Source organism: Pseudomonas sp. Tav-5-1A, from assembly GCF_055755055.1.
The window spans coordinates 4,616,101-4,630,943 of record NZ_CM146901.1; the positions used below are offsets into that span (position 1 = coordinate 4,616,101).

Consider the following 14,843-nt stretch of genomic DNA (forward strand, 5'->3'; position numbering starts at 1 on the left):
CCCCTAACACAGATAATCGCCCGCGACCCCGTTATTCTCGTGCGCGTGAGAATCTAAGATCAAAATCTTCGAATGACGGTGAAGCAATGAAGGGAATTTTGGCAGCCGGTTGCGCAGCGGTGACCATGGCATCGTACGCAGGTACGTATGAAACGATCGTTGACGAAAAGCAAATTAAAAAATAACCGAAGCCATTCCTGCAATTGGCGGCACTTTTGCGACAAGGGCCGCATCCCTCGGAATACAGATTCAGTCCATCACGATCCAGCATGTGGCCAAGGAAGATGCCGAAGGAGATCCTTTCTCCAAGGCTGGAGATATCGCCTATGGAATCAACACAGACGCAGCAAACGTGGTGCGCGACTGCAATCTGCTCGGGAGCGCCGATATCAATAAGCGAGGCACTCGGTACATCCTCGAGTCGAGGACTGCCAACTGGATAGTCAAAGGCGTCTGTGCTGCCCCATGACCTCCAAGCGCCGCGCAGTAAACTGCTGAGAAGCCCTGCATGGCTCGCGCGATGAGGGATACCATTCAACGGAATGACACCATGATAAAAATACTCCTACTCGCACTTCTACTGACACCGGCTATGGTTCGAGCGGACCCTGGCCCGCTCGACGACCTGACTAAGAAGTGCGAAAAAGAAAAGACCTCTATGTTCAAGGACAATGAGGGAACGCCGAGCTGTGACAAACTGGCAAAAATTTATGCTGACTTCGAAACCAGGACGATCACTGCGAGCAAAGAACTCAGGAAAAAATGCGACAAGGAACAAAAATCATTATTCAAGGAAAATAATGGAACGCCATCGTGTCAAAAGCTGAACGATTTCCTTCGCGATAGAGCTGCTTTTCCAGTTGGCCAAAAATACGGGCTGAACAAGGAAACCGGCCAATATTGCTACTTCAATGATGCGGGTGACGTATTGAACTGCCCCTGACGGATCGCCGTAACCGTGAATACCAACGGCCGCCGTGAAATACTGGGCATGATGGGCGGGCCCTCGGAAGCCGAGCCGTTCTGGACTGACTTCTTGCGAAGCCTGATGCGGCGGTCAGCGGTAATCCGCAGCCGCACCCGTAGCAGCGGCCGCAGGCCGCGTCCCAAGCACTGCGCGGGCCAGGACGCGGCCCATGGCCGCTGCTACAGGGCTGCGCCGGCCCTTTTTCCACGCTGGAGATCTTCAGTGCACGCAGGGGCCAGCGCAGCCTGGCGGCAGCGGCTACGCGAAATCCTGCGCACACCGCACCCGTAGCAGCGGCCGCAGGCCGCGTCTCAGGCACCGCGCTGGCCAGGACGCGGCCCATGGCCGCTGCTACAGAGCTGCGCCGGACCTTTTTCCACGCTGGAGATCTTCAGTGCACGCAGGGGTCAGCGCAGCCTGGCGGCAGCGGCTACGCGAAATCCTGCGCACACTGCACCCGTAGCAGCGGCCGCAGGCCGCGTCTCAGGCACCGCGCTGGCCAGGACGCGGCCCATGGCCGCTGCTACGGGTTTTGCGCAGCTAGCTTGAAAACCCAAACAGCAGAAACAACAAAGCCACCCGAAGGTGGCTCTGTTGAAGAATATGGTCGGGACGGAGTGATTCGAACACTCGACCCCTAGCACCCCATGCTTGAAAACGCCCGCAATGCGTTGATTTTACTGGGTTCTGACCGGCGCTCGCTGCAAACGTAGCCGTACAGTGCACCACCGAAAATCACCATCTCCCGAAAAAGTCCCCACCCTTCCCCGGCGTCCTGCCGAACAAAATCCCCTTCCTTATATAGGCTACCCTCCATCTTCAACCGGAGGATTCCCCATGATCGATGAAAAGCAACTGGCCGACCTGCTGCGACGTCAGCACCAGAACCAACTGGCCCTGGCCGCCGCGGTGGAAGAAATCGCGCTGTGGCTGGAGACGAATGGCGGCTCAGTAACCGCGAGTAATGCTCGGGATGCGTTGAAGGCGCTCGACGACACCCAAGACCAGATCTCTCAGGCTTTGGCCGGGATGCCATGATCTATGAGGCGGTAACCTGACCGCTCACGAATTGGCACGATCATTACCTATGAACGGCGCTAGCCAGGGAGCATGATGCCAACATGCCACCCACCAGGCGGACGTCATGCCAGATCGGCCGATAAAGCTCAAAAGATGGAACGAGTCCTGGAGGCTTGTGGGAGATAGCGTGCAATGCTCCCAGTGCGGCAGGTCGCAAGATAAGCGCTACCGCGGGAAGCCATTCGCCCACGCGACAGATTGCCCGGCAGGAACGGCATCTGACCAGGTGCCTTGGCGAGATCTTCACGACATCCTCCACTCAATATTCGGCGCGGAATGACGCCGCAAGAAAGCGGCTTTTTGCCGCTTACACACTAGGCCTCCCGGCACCACCAGGCCTGCGAGTACATCACCCCGTCGACCTCCTCGATGCCACTCAGGATGAACCCGGTCGGCCCCATGGCCGACAGCGTGACGTCCATCAGCATGGGGAACGCTGGCGGGTCATTCGGCCAGCCGCCCCTGATCTTGGCCACGCGCGATTGCCGGTGCAGGCATTCGACCATCTCATCCAGCACCTCAATGCCGCCACGCACGGCCTCGGCGCGCCGAAGCGCTTTCTGTTCCAGCGCCACACCCAGGTGCCGCCGGCGGGTGACCAGCATGTGCATCAGTTGGCACCAAGTGCGCGGGCCAGCTCGACGCGCAGTCCATCACGCTGGTGCACCAGCTCGTCGGTCAGCGTAACCAGCCTGGCGATCCGCTGCCGGGCAGCGCGCAGGTCACGGCGGCCTTCGGCCAGCTCTGCCTCCAGCAGCACGCATTGGTGCTTGTAAGTCTCCAACTGTGTGGGCATGCCCGGGTAGAAGGAGCTGTCGTCGATGAGGTCGGTCATGATGGGCTGCTTGGAACGCTGTATATAAAAACAGTATCCAAAAGTCGCCTGCCCGGTCAATGTTGGTTGGCGCGCAAACTTTCCGGCCAGTGCATCCCCACCGCCTTCACTGCTGAGCGCTTGCGGGTGCTGTCGGCTGTAGGGTTGTCAAACCAACTCGGATCCACAAAAAATAATTTTACGCGAAACTTGTACATACCAGGAGGTTGTACACAACGCGTACAGCTTAAAAATACCATCCATCTGAAAGATTTCTTATTTGACACATTCTCCGGGGCTATACGAGTTAATCAGCTAGGCTGGTGAATACCTATAAATTAATAGGAAAACATCCTGTGAGAAAGCGCGGAGAGAAGTATTGGGAGTGGATTGATTCTCAACAGCATAGCCGCTGCCACGCGGAAGAACTCTCAAATGGGACAGAGTTCGATGTTGAAGTAAGACTTAGTACCATGGGGGCAATACAGGTTTTTATTGGATTATACAAGAAGGATGGCGAGGCAATAATTGAAGAGTACGAGAAGCGATCCAATGCAGAAAGCTTAAGCGAAGCATTGCTGAGCGGAGTAGACCGCGCTCGCGGCCTCGCCACGGCTCTGGACCCCAGTGGATCAAGTGGCCAGCACCGCAAATTTTAACAAAAAAGCAAAATCTGTTTTTGCAAGTTCCTTCAATCATCACAACAATTAGGAATTAACCATGCGTATGCGTGGCGGGGCTTACTATCGCTGGGCAGACTGTCGACTTCCAAATATTTCGCATGCAGAAGAATATGGCGGCGACCGACTTATAGATGTAGTCGGACGTATCGCAAGAACAGGTGAAACCCAGATATTTTTAGGAATTTACGATACTACAGGATCGTTAATCTTTGAAGAATACAGTGAATCACTGCCCGGTCAAAATGTGTCACAAGGAATAGCTTGGGGGATTCGAAGAGCGAAAGCACTCATCGACGCCCCATAGTTACATTTGCCTTTTTTGAGCAAACTAGAACATCAGGCATTACGGGCCATCAGTAAAAAATCCAGATGATGCCCAGCACCACGCTCACCCAAGCAATGGTCATCAAAATCGACAAGCCTAGCAATCGCCTATCCATAGGCACTCCTTTTCAAAGATTGCCATTCTAGAGGGCCACGCCAATGTCGCAATGCTGGCTCTAGGCCCGATAGCGCTCATTGGCACGCCAAATTGGCGGCCACTAGCTTCTTCTCATAGCCCTGTCGCTGCTTGATCTCCGCCAGCAGCGCCCGGACCTTCATTTCCAGCGGGTCGGTCTTCTTCAGGCCCACCGTGGCGAAGGCCGGCACCTCTACGGCCGCCACCGTGCACGGCACCGGCACGGCCACCTCCACCCTCACTGTCCGCACCTCCGGCTCCTGGTGCGCGCAGCCCGCCAGCAACACTCCCAATCCCAGCACCAGCAATCGCTTCATAACCCCAGCTCCTTGTCGATCACCGTGGTTGCGGCCGCGCAGCTGTCGCCGCCGATGTGCTCACGCTGAATCCGGTTCGCCTCGCTGTAGTCGCCCTGGGCCTGCTGCTTGGCGGCGGCCACGGCCTGGGCGGCTTCGGTCGCGCGGTCCTTGGCTTGCTGCACCAGGTCGCCCAGCTTCTGGCCCTGCTCCTGGGTGAGCTGCACCAGGTTGTCCCGCGCAACCACGCAGGTGGTGGTCTGGCCGTTAGCCACGTCCAGCAAGGGCCGGTAGTGCCCGGCGGCCAGCCACACCCCGCCCCCGGCGCCCAGCGCCAGCAGCAACAACGCGACCAGGCCGACGCCCAGCACCTTCAACTGCGCGGGCGTCATGCCAGCGCCCTGCGCACGCCATCCTCGACCTGCGCCTGGGTGTACGGCATGTAGCCGTTCTCCTCGCAAATGATGCCGGTAACCAGCCCCAGCAGCGTCTTGAAGTCGCTCAGCACCAGCGGCGCGCCAGGCAGCACCACCATCCGCTTGGCCACGGCCGCTATGTACGCGGCGGTGTTGTTCTCGTTGCCCGGCGCCCAGCGGCTGATGACCTCGGTCACCGTGTCGATACCGGCTTTGCCGACGCCGGGCATGCCGTCCTTGCCCCGATAGGCCAGCACCAGCTTGCCGATGGCGCGGATGCCGTTCTCGGCGCAGTCGAACACGGCGAAGCGCGGGGCCGGCACGCCGGCGCTTTTGGGCTCCAGGCCGATCTGGCCCTGCCAGGCGTTGCGCGGGTTGTAGTCGATGTTCCCAGGGTTGTTGTTGCGGACGCCGCGGGGGATGGCTGGCATTTACTTTGCTCCAGACGAAAAAAAGCCCGCTCAAGCGCGGGCATGGGTAGAGGTGCCTGGATCAGGCAGCCGGGGCAGGCTCGGTGTCCGGCACCGGCGTTGCGGTGATGGTCACCTCGGCGCTGTAGGTGTTGAGCAGCTGAGCGGTGCGCACGGTCGCCTGGGGCTGGGCTGCCAGGACCTCTCGAGCTTTGGCGTCTGCCTCCTCGGCGGTTGCGAAGGTCTGCTGGTTGGCCGGGTCAAAAGCGTTGGCCGAGTTGATGACGATGAAGGGCATGGGGGATCTCCGGTTTCAGAATTTTGGCAAAAATAAACCCGCTCGATGGCGGGTGGGCTTTCCCTAAATAGCGATCAAGCGGGGGCAGCGGGCCAATCGACTTTGGTGGGATACCCAGCCTGAGCGGGCACCTTACTGAGCAGCACCCGGTATTTCTTCCAGTCCTTCAGCAGCGCCACCTCCTCGTCCGTGGCCTGGTCGGTGTCGACGGCATCCTGCAGATCGGACACGGCCTGGTCGGCGATCCCGCGTAGGCGCGCCACTTCTGCCGTAGTAATTGCCACCTGTAGGTCAAGCGCGGCCGCGTCCTTCATCGCCTTGGTGATCAGCTGGCTCCAGTCGATGTTCATTGCTCGATGGCCTCCTCAGGCAGAGGTTGGGGCAGCGCCACGGGGCCGTCTGCGCTCACGATGATGGGTACCGGAAACGCCTGCTCCTGGCTGTAGTTCGCCGGTAGCGGCAGGATTAAGGTAAGGCTCAATTCTCCATTGGTGCGGTCCACGTCGCCGGCGAACCAACCGGAGGTGATGGCCGACGCCGGGAGCGTATCCCCTTCCTGAACCTGAGACAGGTCAAACTGCTCACCGTTGATGGTCAGCACGTCACCATTGCAGATGAGCTCGAGGCTGTCCTCACGGCGTTGGGGTGATAAGCGAATAATCATCAGAACCATCTCCCATGGGCGACATAGGAAATTGTCGCGGTGGCCGTCGAAAGGCATGACGCCGCCCGTACCCCACCGCCGGACGCCGTCAGCGTGTTGTCGCTAATCGCCCAGCAGGGATTGCCCGATGCCGAGTTCACCCCGAAGGTCACGTAGGGCACCGCAGCAAAGGCCACGGGGAACGTGAAGGCCCACACCCCACTCATGTAGATCGGCGCTGCGAGTGAGGCGGACGTGGTGTAGGCGGCCGGCATCACGCCCATGCAAATCATGGTGCCGTCGGCAAACTTCGCGTAGCGCCCATTGACGTTGCTGCCCGACTCAATGAGCGCGCCGGTGGGCACGCCGCTGGCCTGGCTCACAGAGCCCAGGATATTCGATCGAGCGAAGCCCCGCGCCACAGGGATGACGGAGGGCAGCGTGTCCCCGCCGAGCCAGGCATACAACTCGGCAAGGGACAGGTTGATTTTGTTGAAGGCCGTGGTGGCGGCCTCGCCTTTCTTGCCGTTCGATTGAACGGTGGTCAGGTCGATAACTTGTCTGGCCATGCAGACTCCTTAGACATTGATCTTGGCGAACAGGGCTGGAAGGTAGAAGGCGGTGGGGTTTGACGTACCGGTCAATACGGTCTTCATGGTGCTGCCGCTGAAGTCCCATACGTTTTTGATGATCCGCCCCGCCGTTGAGCCGTTTGCCATCTTCATGGAGAAGTTGTTGACCAGCATGTACTCGTTGGCTGGATACGTGGTGGGCACGGTATAGAGGTTGTCGTAGGCGCCGTTTGCGCTGTTGGGAGTGGAGCTCACGAAAGTCCAGTTTTGCAGCGCTCGGGTGAAGACTGCACAGGGTGTGCCCGAGTCGAAGATCAGCGCCCCGGTTTCGTCCCACAGCCGCATCCCGAATGACGCCAGCGGCTTGGCCTGAAAGGCGGCCGCGAAGTACTTTCCGTTGGGCTGGGCGTAGTTGACGTCAATGGTGCGTAGGTAGAAGCCAGTCCACGCGCCCGACGCGCCGTACGGCTGCACCATGCTGATACTGGCCGGAACCGACGAATTGTCGGGCCGGCAGAAGATCAGCGGCGGCTCCTGGGTGGTGATCACCACGGGGAATGTGGTCACCGAACCCAGGCCCGACTCCTGCGTGGGCGCGTAACGCCCGCTGCAGATGACGCATAGCCGGGCGTAGACCGAATCCAACACCACGGTGTTGCTGTTGTTGGTGAACTCGACTCCGTAGCCCATCAGGAAAACCTTATGACCAGCAGGCGCTGGTTCCCGGAATTGCGTGACGCCGTGCTGGCGGCGTACCCGCGGTTGTAGTTGTAGACCTTCACCTGGTCGGTGAGCAGCTCGGTCTCGTACTGGAAGGCCAGCAGCGCGTCGTTGTCGTAGGCACCCACGGGGATGCACACGGCGACGGCATTAGCCGTAGTCACCCCGGGCACCGAAAACGTCCTGGTTGCCTGTGTCGTCTCCGTGAAGTTGACCAGGGTCGAATACACCACCCGCATGGTGAACGAGGTCTCATCGATCTGGAGCGCACCGTCGGCGCCCCAGATCCGCATTCCAAAACTCATGCGTCCAAATTCCCCCACTGGTAGCGTTTGATCCCGGAGGCGTCAAAAACCTTGCCGCCGGCCCCGTTGATGACCTGCCGGCCGCCCCCACCTAGCGCCGAGTTGATCTCGAACGTCCCGTCGAAATACAGCCTCCACCCCGTAGAGCCAGCAACGAAGTTGTTGGACTGGATGTAGTTGCCGATCTTGGCGTTGGTGATGGTGCCGTCCTGGATGAAGGTCGAGTTGAGGTAGTTGACCCCACCCGAAATGATGAACGGATAGGTCAACGTCCCGTCCCCTTTGGGGCTGGAAAACGAGATCTGGTCGGCCTGAAAGATGATGTTGCTCTGCAGCTTCCCTGCCACGTTCTCGATACCCGCACCGATACCTGCGACCACATACTGGCCCTGGGCATTGACCTGCAGCTTCACCGCCCACATGGCCGAGGCCTTGCCGTCCGCCGTTACCTGCGCCTGGCTCACCTGCTGCACAGCCGCGTTAGTGTCATTGACCTGGGCCTGCACCGTGTCCACCTTGCGCGATACCGCACCAGTGGCGTCGGCCAGCACCGACTGCACCGTGACAGTACCGGCGTAGACAGTGTTCTCGCCCACGTTCCAGTCATCGTCACCCGTGTAGTCCGGGGTGATCTGCACAAACAGGCCGTCCGTGCGCTGCGCCTGGGCGGTAATGGCCGCCTCGGTGCTGGTAACCCGGGTGTCGATGGAACTGATCGCCGCCGCCTGCCCGGTGTTGACGCCTTCGGCATCGGTTACCCGATTCGTCAGGTTAGTCAGCGCCGTGCCCTGGCTGGTGATCGTGCTGCCCTGCTGCGTCACCGTCGATGTCAGCGCTTGCAACGCGCTGCTATCGGCTTTCGAGGCCAGCGAGTTGGTGAGCTGGGTGATGCTGCTCCCCTGGCTGGTGATCGTCCCCTCGGCAGTGGTCACCCGCGCATCCAGCGCAGAGGTAGCCGAAGCGTTGGCCACGGCCTGGTCGTAGCTGGCTCCGATAACAAACGCCGAAGGCTCGGTAGCATTGTTCACCACCGGCTCGACCATGATGCGGTCGAACCACACCACCCGCCCGTTTACCGCCGACCGGTTGAGCTGAATGCTCAACTGGCACTGGTTGCCCGAGTAGGTCGCTGCGTTCGACACGTCCATCACCACCGAATAGCGCGCCCAGGTATCCGTCAAGGTGACCAGGGTGGCCGGGCCGGTGTTGAAGGACGTGCCGTCGGCGTTCAACACGCGCAGGTAGCTCGCGATCTGGTGACCGGCCACACTGGCTTTCGCCCAGTACGACACGATGTATTTCTGGGCCTTGAACGACATGTTGCAGGCCGCTGCTGTCAGTGCAGCCCCAAAGGTCACCGTGGTGCCGGTGGTGTTCGTCGAGGTGAACTTGAGCGCGTAGCCACGCATCGCCAGCGCATCCGCCTCGGTGGCCACCGTGAAGGTACCCGTGGTCAGCGGCGCGGGAGGCGTTGGGCCAAACACCGTGTATTCCGCCGGCAGCAGGTTGATGCCGCTGGCACCAAGCGTGCCAACCGCCGCCTGGACGCTGGTCAGCGAGTTGCCCTGCGCGGTGATGGTGCTGCCCTGCTGAGTCACCGTGTTGGTCAGCGCCGAGACGCTGTCGGCGCTGGCCTTGGTGTTGGCCACGGCCAGGGCATTGGCAGCCGCTGCAGCGGCGTCCGTCGCCACCTTGTCGGTCACCGCGGCCCACGCGCTGCCGTTCCACCGCTTGGGCGTGTTCGCGCCACCGGTGATGTCAATCCACAGGTTCTGCGCCAACTGGTCAGCGGCGGCCGGCGTATCGGCCTGTACCAGCACCTTGCCCTTGGAGCCAGCCAGGGTCGCCGCGTTGGTCGCCGCAGTCTGCGCGGCCGCCACATTGCTGTTGGTGGTCGTCAGGCTGTTGCCCAGCGAAACGATCTGGCTCGACTGGCTGGTGTTCACCCCTTCCGCCGCCGTTACCCGAGCATCCAGGCTCGAAGTCGCGGAGGCGTTGGCCACGCTCTGGTCGTAGCTGCTTCCCGGAACGAACGCCGATGGCTCAACCACGCCGTTGACGACCGGTTCAACCATGATGCGGTCCAGCCACACGGTGCGGTTGGCCACTCCAGAGCGGTTCATCTGGAAGGACAGCTGCATCTTGGAGCCGGTGAACGTGGTGGTGTTGCTCATATCCACCACCACCGAGTACCGCGCCCAGGTATCCGTCAGCGTCACCAAGGCAGCCGGGCCAGTGACCAGTGTGACGCCGTCAGCCTGCACCTCGCGGAAGAACTGCGCCACCTGGTGGCCGGACACGCTGGCCTTGGCCCAGTAGGAGACTATGTACTTCTGGTTTTTGAACGACATGTTGCAGCCGTCCACCGTTGCGCCGGTGCTGAAGTGCACGGCCAAGGTGCTGGTGGTTGTCGTCCAGTCCAGCTTCAGGGCATAGCCACGCAGCGCCACCGCATCAGCAACGGCCGTTACCGTGAAATTCGTGCCGGCCAGTGTCGGCAGCGTGGCGCTGTAGACGGAGTATTCCCCCGGCAGCAGGTTCACACCGCTAGCCCCCAGGCCATTGACTGCTGCGGTCAGGTTGGTGACCGCCGTCGACTGCGAGGTCAGTGTCCCCTCGGCCGCCGTCACGCGCCCAGCCAGGCTGTTGAGCGCCGTGGTGCTGGCTTTCGTCGCCAAGCCGGATGTGGTGCTGTTGACGCTGTTCTCCAGCGACGTGACGCGGTTGCCCTGGCTGGTGAGGCTGCCTTCGGACGAGGTAACGCGGGTCGTCAAGGCATCCAGCGCTGATGCGTCAGCCTTCCCGGACAGCGAGTTCTGCAGGCCAGTGATGGCCGTGCCCTGGCTGGTGTTCACCCCCTCAATGCTGGTGATCTTGCTTTCAGCAGTGGTGACGCGCGCGGCCAGGCCGTTCGAATCGCTGACGATCTGACCCACGTCCAGCCAGTAGGTGCTGTTCGGCGGCGCCTTGGCACCAGTGGTGTCGGCCGGCACCGCGATCTTGGCCTGGTACAGACGGCCATCCTTGCGGGTGGACGCGCCAGCGGCATAGGCCTCGTCCGCCTGGTACTCGGCGGCATCAATGATGTCGTTGACCTGCTGGTTGAGCTCGGCGACCTGAGCGTTGATCTCCAACACCTGTCCGTTCACAGCGTCGAGTTGATCGCTCACGGCCTGGACCTGGTCCGTGGCGGCCTGTTTCGCCTCCTCCACACGGCTGTTGACCGAGCCTGGCAGGCTGGCCGGGCCAGAGATCAGGTCAATCTGGTCGTTGATCTCCTTCGACAGCTCGGTTTCGCTGATCTGACCACCGAGCATTTCAAGGATAGGGCCCGCATCCGAACTAGACTGGCCGAGCACACCATTCCCATCTGGAAAGAACGCACCAATGTTTCCCGTCCGGTCCACCAGCCGGGCCCAGAAGAAGAATCGAGCGCCCGACTGCAGGCTTTGCATCGTGTAGTCGGCCTGCGGGTAAGCCAGGTCGCTCAATTTGGTTGCGTCGGCAAGGGAAGTATTGGGGCTGTACCACAGCTCCGTACGCTGGGTGTCCTCGGCACCGTCTGGGAAGGTCCACGCCAGACCAATACCAAAGATCTGGCTGGTGGCCGTGAGGGATGTGACCGCCGGCGGGAGGCCGACCTTACCCTGGAGCAGGGTCGGCTCCGAATAACCCCATAACGAGCTGTTGCCGCTGACGCCTACAGCAGAAACCCTGACCGTGTATGTACCGGTGTAGATGCCGGTCACTTCAATCCCGTTGGTGTAAGTAGCGCCGGCGTAGATCCAATCGCCGGAATCGCGCCGCCACCAGACGTTGTAACTGGCTGCCCCCTTGGACTGGTCCCAAGTGACCCGCATGGTGCTAACAGTCAGGCCTTGTTTTACCGCTTCGTAGGTGCCCAGCTGAATGTTGGTGGGCACCGCCTGAATTGCGCTCGGCAAGATAGTGGTAGGGGGATAGACGATCTTGGCGCCGCTGTCGATCGCGGCGAATTTGCTCGCATTGTGCTGCACCGCCACGATGTCGTACTGCAGCTTGTCGTCGCCGAAATTCTCGGCCACGGTCAGGATGCGGTAGACCTCGGGCACCAGCTGCGCGGTCTCGATGGCATAGATCGATTCTGCCACGGGTACGCCACTGAAGGCCTGGGTGACCGAGATCACACGGCCCGCCACGGACCGGACAACACGGGTCTGCGCCGTGCCGTTGGGCAGGATAATGACCAGCGTGTCGCCGGCGGCAACCTGCACGTCCGTATCCAGTGTGACCGTGTTGGTGGTGGCCGCTTTGATTCGGCCGCCGATTGGCCGGCCCGCGAAGTTCTCGTCGGCAACGCGCACGATCTGACCCGGGCGAGCAATGGTGCCGTCCAGTCCCACGCTGAAGCTGATCGTGTCGGTTTCCAGCTGGTTCGTCAGGATGGTGTATTGACCCAGGCGCTGGGCCTGGCCCTGCGACACGCACCCAAACGCCGTGATCGAGGTGTCGCGGATGCCATAGCGCGCCAGCGACTTCTGGTCCTGCACGTACTCGGTGCGCACGTTGCCGAAGTTATCGCGGTCACTCCAGGCCACCTTGCAGACGCTGTAGCGGGTCGAGCCGCTCGAGCCCGCACGGCTGAACTTGCCATTCACCACGTTGCCGTTGGTGTAGGTGTACACCGGATCTGCCGGCATATCCGCAGATACCACTACTTCGCTGGCAGCGTAATAGCTCATGCCCCGGAAGATGCTGGCCATGTCCTGCAGCACGCTCAGCGCATCATTCTGCGACTGCAGGTACAGGTTGCAAGTGAACCGCGGTTCGGTGCCACCCTTGCCATCGCTGACCAGCACGTCGCAGTACTGGGCGATCTGGTACAGGCCCCATTTGTCCACTTGGGAGTCGGTGATGTAGCGGCCCAGACCATAGCGATCATTGAGCACCAGGTCGCGGTAGATCCAGGCCGGGTTATCCGTCCAGGCGAGCTTGAAGGTGCCGTCCCAGTTGCCGCTGTAGGATCGGGTCGACGGTTCGTAGTTGCTCGGTACCTGGATGATCCGGCCGCGGATGCGGTAAGCCCTCTCGGGAATGGCCGAAAACTGGCTGGCATCGACCTTTACGCCCACCAGTGCGGTGTAGGGATACTGCAGCTTTGCGTCGATGACCTCGGTGTAGCTGATGACCGTGGTGGTGGCCACGATGCTGGAGCTGGTGGAGTCAGGGGTGATGCGGCGCACTCGAATCTGCCAACCCATGGTGGCCTTCGGCAGTTCGATCCGGTGCGAGCGTTGGTAGCCGCTGGTGGTCTTACCGACGAAACTGGTGCTGAGCACCGTGGTGTAGTCGCCGCCGTCAGTAGCCAGGTCAACCGCGTACTCGACGGTGTAGCCCACGGTGTCGCCATCACTTTCGGTCTGGTAGAGGCTGGAGGCGCCCAGGCGGATTCGCACCGCCGATAGCTGGATGTTGCTCAGACCCTGTGTCCAGGCCTGGGAAGCCTTCAGCTCAATGCCTACCGAGGTCTCGGCCTCCACGGCCGGGAAGCCCGAGATGTAGTCCTGCTCGGCCTCGCCGGTGCGCTGCTCCCAGGTCACGCCCGTGAAGTTCAGGCTGCCGTCGGCGTTGGCCAGCGGCGTCTGGTCGAAGTAGATCGACTGTGCACCGTTGACCAGGCCCACGATGGGCCCCTCGCTGATGGCGTCCAGAATGTTCGCGTAGCTGGTGTTGATCAGGCTGTCGGGGCTTTCTACAGGCGTGTGAGTGCTGGAGCTCCCCTTGGAGCCCTGAATGGAGAGCGACGACATGGTTTCCCCTTACTGCTCGTCTTCCGCGACGATGCCGGTAGAAATGTTGGCGGAACCCACGGTCATCTCGCCGTAGCACAGCGAGACCGGGTTGCCTTGGGTGACGGTGTTCTTGATGCCGGAGAAGTTGTAGCTGGGCTGGTTGTTGGCGGCTTCGCTGCTGTCGATGCCAGCCGTGGTGCCGGTAATCATCTGGGCCACCCCTCCGATGGCCAGCGAGAGACCGACCGTACCGACAATGCCCCATCCGGCCCCGCCGATGGCCAGCCCGCCGGCCAGCCCCAAGCCGCCAGTGGCGATGGTGGCAGCAGCAATCAACGCGATGCCCAACGCCACCTGCAGCACGCCGCCGCTTTTCGAGCCCTGCACGATCGGGGCAATCCGGATATCGCTATCGCTGGGTGGCTCATGCAGCTGGTCGAGCCCCAGGTTCCGCTTGCCGTAGAACACCGCAAACACCAGGCCCATGTCCTTGGACTCGGTCATGAAGCGATTGAAGTCCGCGTGGATCACGCCCAAGGCTCGAATGGCCTCCTTGGCAGAGCCCACCGCCAGACGGTGCACGCGCCCGAACCTGGCGCCGAGCTGGCCGTACAGACGGATGGTGCGAATTCGCTCAGCCATGAGGGGAGTCCTTGTGTCGCATGAAATAGCGGGCCGCGTCACGCCAGTAGCCGCCGAATGGATCACGCTTGGAATCGCGGCCGTACAGGTGGTGAAGAATCCCGCCGGGCACCGGGTGGTGGTGCGGCTCACTGGCCAGCCTACCGTCGGCGAGATAGACGCCTGCGTGGTTGGCCATGTCCGACTTCACCTGCATGACGATCAGGTCGCCCTGGCGCAGGGCGTGCGGGTCAATGGCATAGAAGCCCGCCCGCTCGAAGTTGTCGGCGTACAGGTCCTGCCCACGGTCCCACCAGCCGTCCTCGCGCTCAAAGTCCATCAGCGTGATTCCCAGCTCCCGCTGGTAGTAGTCGCGCACCAGCGTGTAGCAGTCGAGCACACCATGATGAAACGGGCGGCCCACCAGCGGCGCCTGGTAACCGGTGGGCAAGTGCACCAAGTGAGAAACCGGCTCACCGCCGCGCACCTCGACGATCAGCCACGGGAGCCCAGTCGCTTCCATCGACACCCGGTCGGCACCGCTGAGCCTGGCCGACTGGCCGGGATGGCTGTGCACGACGGCTAGCACCTCGCCCCGGTCCTCGCAGGCGGCCCAATCCTCAGCAGTGATGCGGAAATCCATTTCGGGCTTGGCCGCCGCATTCGCCAGCGGAACAAACGTGACGCCGCCGGCGGCGTCAATGATCAGCCCGCAGCATTCCTTTGGCAGCGAACTCTTGGCATGGCCGTAAATCGCCGCGAGCGTTTCCTGGCTAATATCCACGCG

General features: G+C 61.4%; 18 protein-coding genes and 1 pseudogene. 5 read left to right on the forward strand and 14 right to left on the reverse strand.

The features are described from left to right. Window positions 1-508 precede the first annotated feature (508 nt). The 3 genes and pseudogenes from AC0J42_RS20880 (at window position 509) to AC0J42_RS20890 (ending at window position 2,005) form a co-directional block, all read left to right on the forward strand. Window positions 509-943 (forward strand): hypothetical protein, encoded by a 435-nt coding sequence (locus AC0J42_RS20880; protein WP_473003520.1) that lies wholly within the window; start codon window positions 509-511, stop codon window positions 941-943. A gap of 3 nt (window positions 944-946) precedes the next feature. Continuing rightward, window positions 947-1,057 (forward strand): annotated as a pseudogene (locus AC0J42_RS20885) (transposase); the annotation flags it as partial. Between the two features lie 747 nt (window positions 1,058-1,804). After that, entirely contained in the window at window positions 1,805-2,005 is a 201-nt protein-coding gene (locus AC0J42_RS20890; RefSeq protein WP_473003521.1) for a hypothetical protein, read from the forward strand. Window positions 2,006-2,361: 356 nt separating this feature from the next. Here AC0J42_RS20890 and AC0J42_RS20895 read toward each other — a convergent pair whose 3' ends face one another. Then, window positions 2,362-2,658: a hypothetical protein gene (locus AC0J42_RS20895; protein ID WP_473003523.1), complete on the reverse strand. Its 297-nt coding sequence runs from the start codon at window positions 2,656-2,658 to the stop codon at window positions 2,362-2,364. Next, window positions 2,658-2,882 (reverse strand): hypothetical protein, encoded by a 225-nt coding sequence (locus tag AC0J42_RS20900; protein WP_473003524.1) that lies wholly within the window; start codon window positions 2,880-2,882, stop codon window positions 2,658-2,660. Before AC0J42_RS20900 ends, AC0J42_RS20895 begins: the two co-directional genes overlap by 1 nt. A gap of 302 nt (window positions 2,883-3,184) precedes the next feature. Between AC0J42_RS20900 and AC0J42_RS20905 the strand changes: the two genes are divergently transcribed. After that, a complete protein-coding gene (locus AC0J42_RS20905; RefSeq protein ID WP_473003525.1) occupies window positions 3,185-3,520 on the forward strand; it encodes a hypothetical protein in 336 nt (111 codons plus the stop codon). A gap of 61 nt (window positions 3,521-3,581) precedes the next feature. After that, a complete protein-coding gene (locus AC0J42_RS20910; RefSeq protein WP_473003526.1) occupies window positions 3,582-3,848 on the forward strand; it encodes a hypothetical protein in 267 nt (88 codons plus the stop codon). Window positions 3,849-4,060: 212 nt separating this feature from the next. Here AC0J42_RS20910 and AC0J42_RS20915 read toward each other — a convergent pair whose 3' ends face one another. From AC0J42_RS20915 to AC0J42_RS20970, 12 genes are all read right to left on the reverse strand, one after another. Then, window positions 4,061-4,321: a hypothetical protein gene (locus AC0J42_RS20915; RefSeq protein WP_473003528.1), complete on the reverse strand. Its 261-nt coding sequence runs from the start codon at window positions 4,319-4,321 to the stop codon at window positions 4,061-4,063. Beyond that, window positions 4,318-4,692 (reverse strand): hypothetical protein, encoded by a 375-nt coding sequence (locus AC0J42_RS20920; protein WP_473003529.1) that lies wholly within the window; start codon window positions 4,690-4,692, stop codon window positions 4,318-4,320. The genes AC0J42_RS20915 and AC0J42_RS20920 overlap by 4 nt, the downstream gene beginning before the upstream one ends. Next, window positions 4,689-5,147 (reverse strand): structural protein P5, encoded by a 459-nt coding sequence (locus AC0J42_RS20925; protein ID WP_473003530.1) that lies wholly within the window; start codon window positions 5,145-5,147, stop codon window positions 4,689-4,691. Before AC0J42_RS20925 ends, AC0J42_RS20920 begins: the two co-directional genes overlap by 4 nt. Before the next feature lie 61 nt (window positions 5,148-5,208). Beyond that, entirely contained in the window at window positions 5,209-5,424 is a 216-nt protein-coding gene (locus AC0J42_RS20930; protein ID WP_473003531.1) for a hypothetical protein, read from the reverse strand. 74 nt (window positions 5,425-5,498) lie between these two features. Next, entirely contained in the window at window positions 5,499-5,774 is a 276-nt protein-coding gene (locus AC0J42_RS20935; protein ID WP_473003532.1) for a tail fiber assembly protein, read from the reverse strand. Then, window positions 5,771-6,088, reverse strand: a complete 318-nt coding sequence (locus tag AC0J42_RS20940; protein WP_473003533.1) for a hypothetical protein — start codon at window positions 6,086-6,088, stop codon at window positions 5,771-5,773. Before AC0J42_RS20940 ends, AC0J42_RS20935 begins: the two co-directional genes overlap by 4 nt. Then, the gene (locus tag AC0J42_RS20945; RefSeq protein ID WP_473003534.1) at window positions 6,088-6,636 is read right to left on the reverse strand and encodes a hypothetical protein; all 549 of its coding nucleotides are present in this window, start codon (window positions 6,634-6,636) and stop codon (window positions 6,088-6,090) included. The genes AC0J42_RS20940 and AC0J42_RS20945 overlap by 1 nt, the downstream gene beginning before the upstream one ends. Before the next feature lie 9 nt (window positions 6,637-6,645). Further along, entirely contained in the window at window positions 6,646-7,329 is a 684-nt protein-coding gene (locus AC0J42_RS20950; RefSeq protein ID WP_473003536.1) for a hypothetical protein, read from the reverse strand. Beyond that, window positions 7,329-7,664, reverse strand: a complete 336-nt coding sequence (locus AC0J42_RS20955) for a hypothetical protein (RefSeq protein WP_473003538.1) — start codon at window positions 7,662-7,664, stop codon at window positions 7,329-7,331. The genes AC0J42_RS20950 and AC0J42_RS20955 overlap by 1 nt, the downstream gene beginning before the upstream one ends. Continuing rightward, window positions 7,661-13,453 (reverse strand): TipJ family phage tail tip protein, encoded by a 5,793-nt coding sequence (gene gpJ / locus AC0J42_RS20960; protein WP_473003540.1) that lies wholly within the window; start codon window positions 13,451-13,453, stop codon window positions 7,661-7,663. The genes AC0J42_RS20955 and gpJ overlap by 4 nt, the downstream gene beginning before the upstream one ends. Window positions 13,454-13,462: 9 nt before the next feature. Continuing rightward, entirely contained in the window at window positions 13,463-14,077 is a 615-nt protein-coding gene (locus tag AC0J42_RS20965; protein ID WP_473003541.1) for a tail assembly protein, read from the reverse strand. Then, entirely contained in the window at window positions 14,070-14,840 is a 771-nt protein-coding gene (locus tag AC0J42_RS20970) for a C40 family peptidase (RefSeq protein WP_473003542.1), read from the reverse strand. Before AC0J42_RS20970 ends, AC0J42_RS20965 begins: the two co-directional genes overlap by 8 nt. Between the last annotated feature and the right edge of the window lie 3 nt (window positions 14,841-14,843).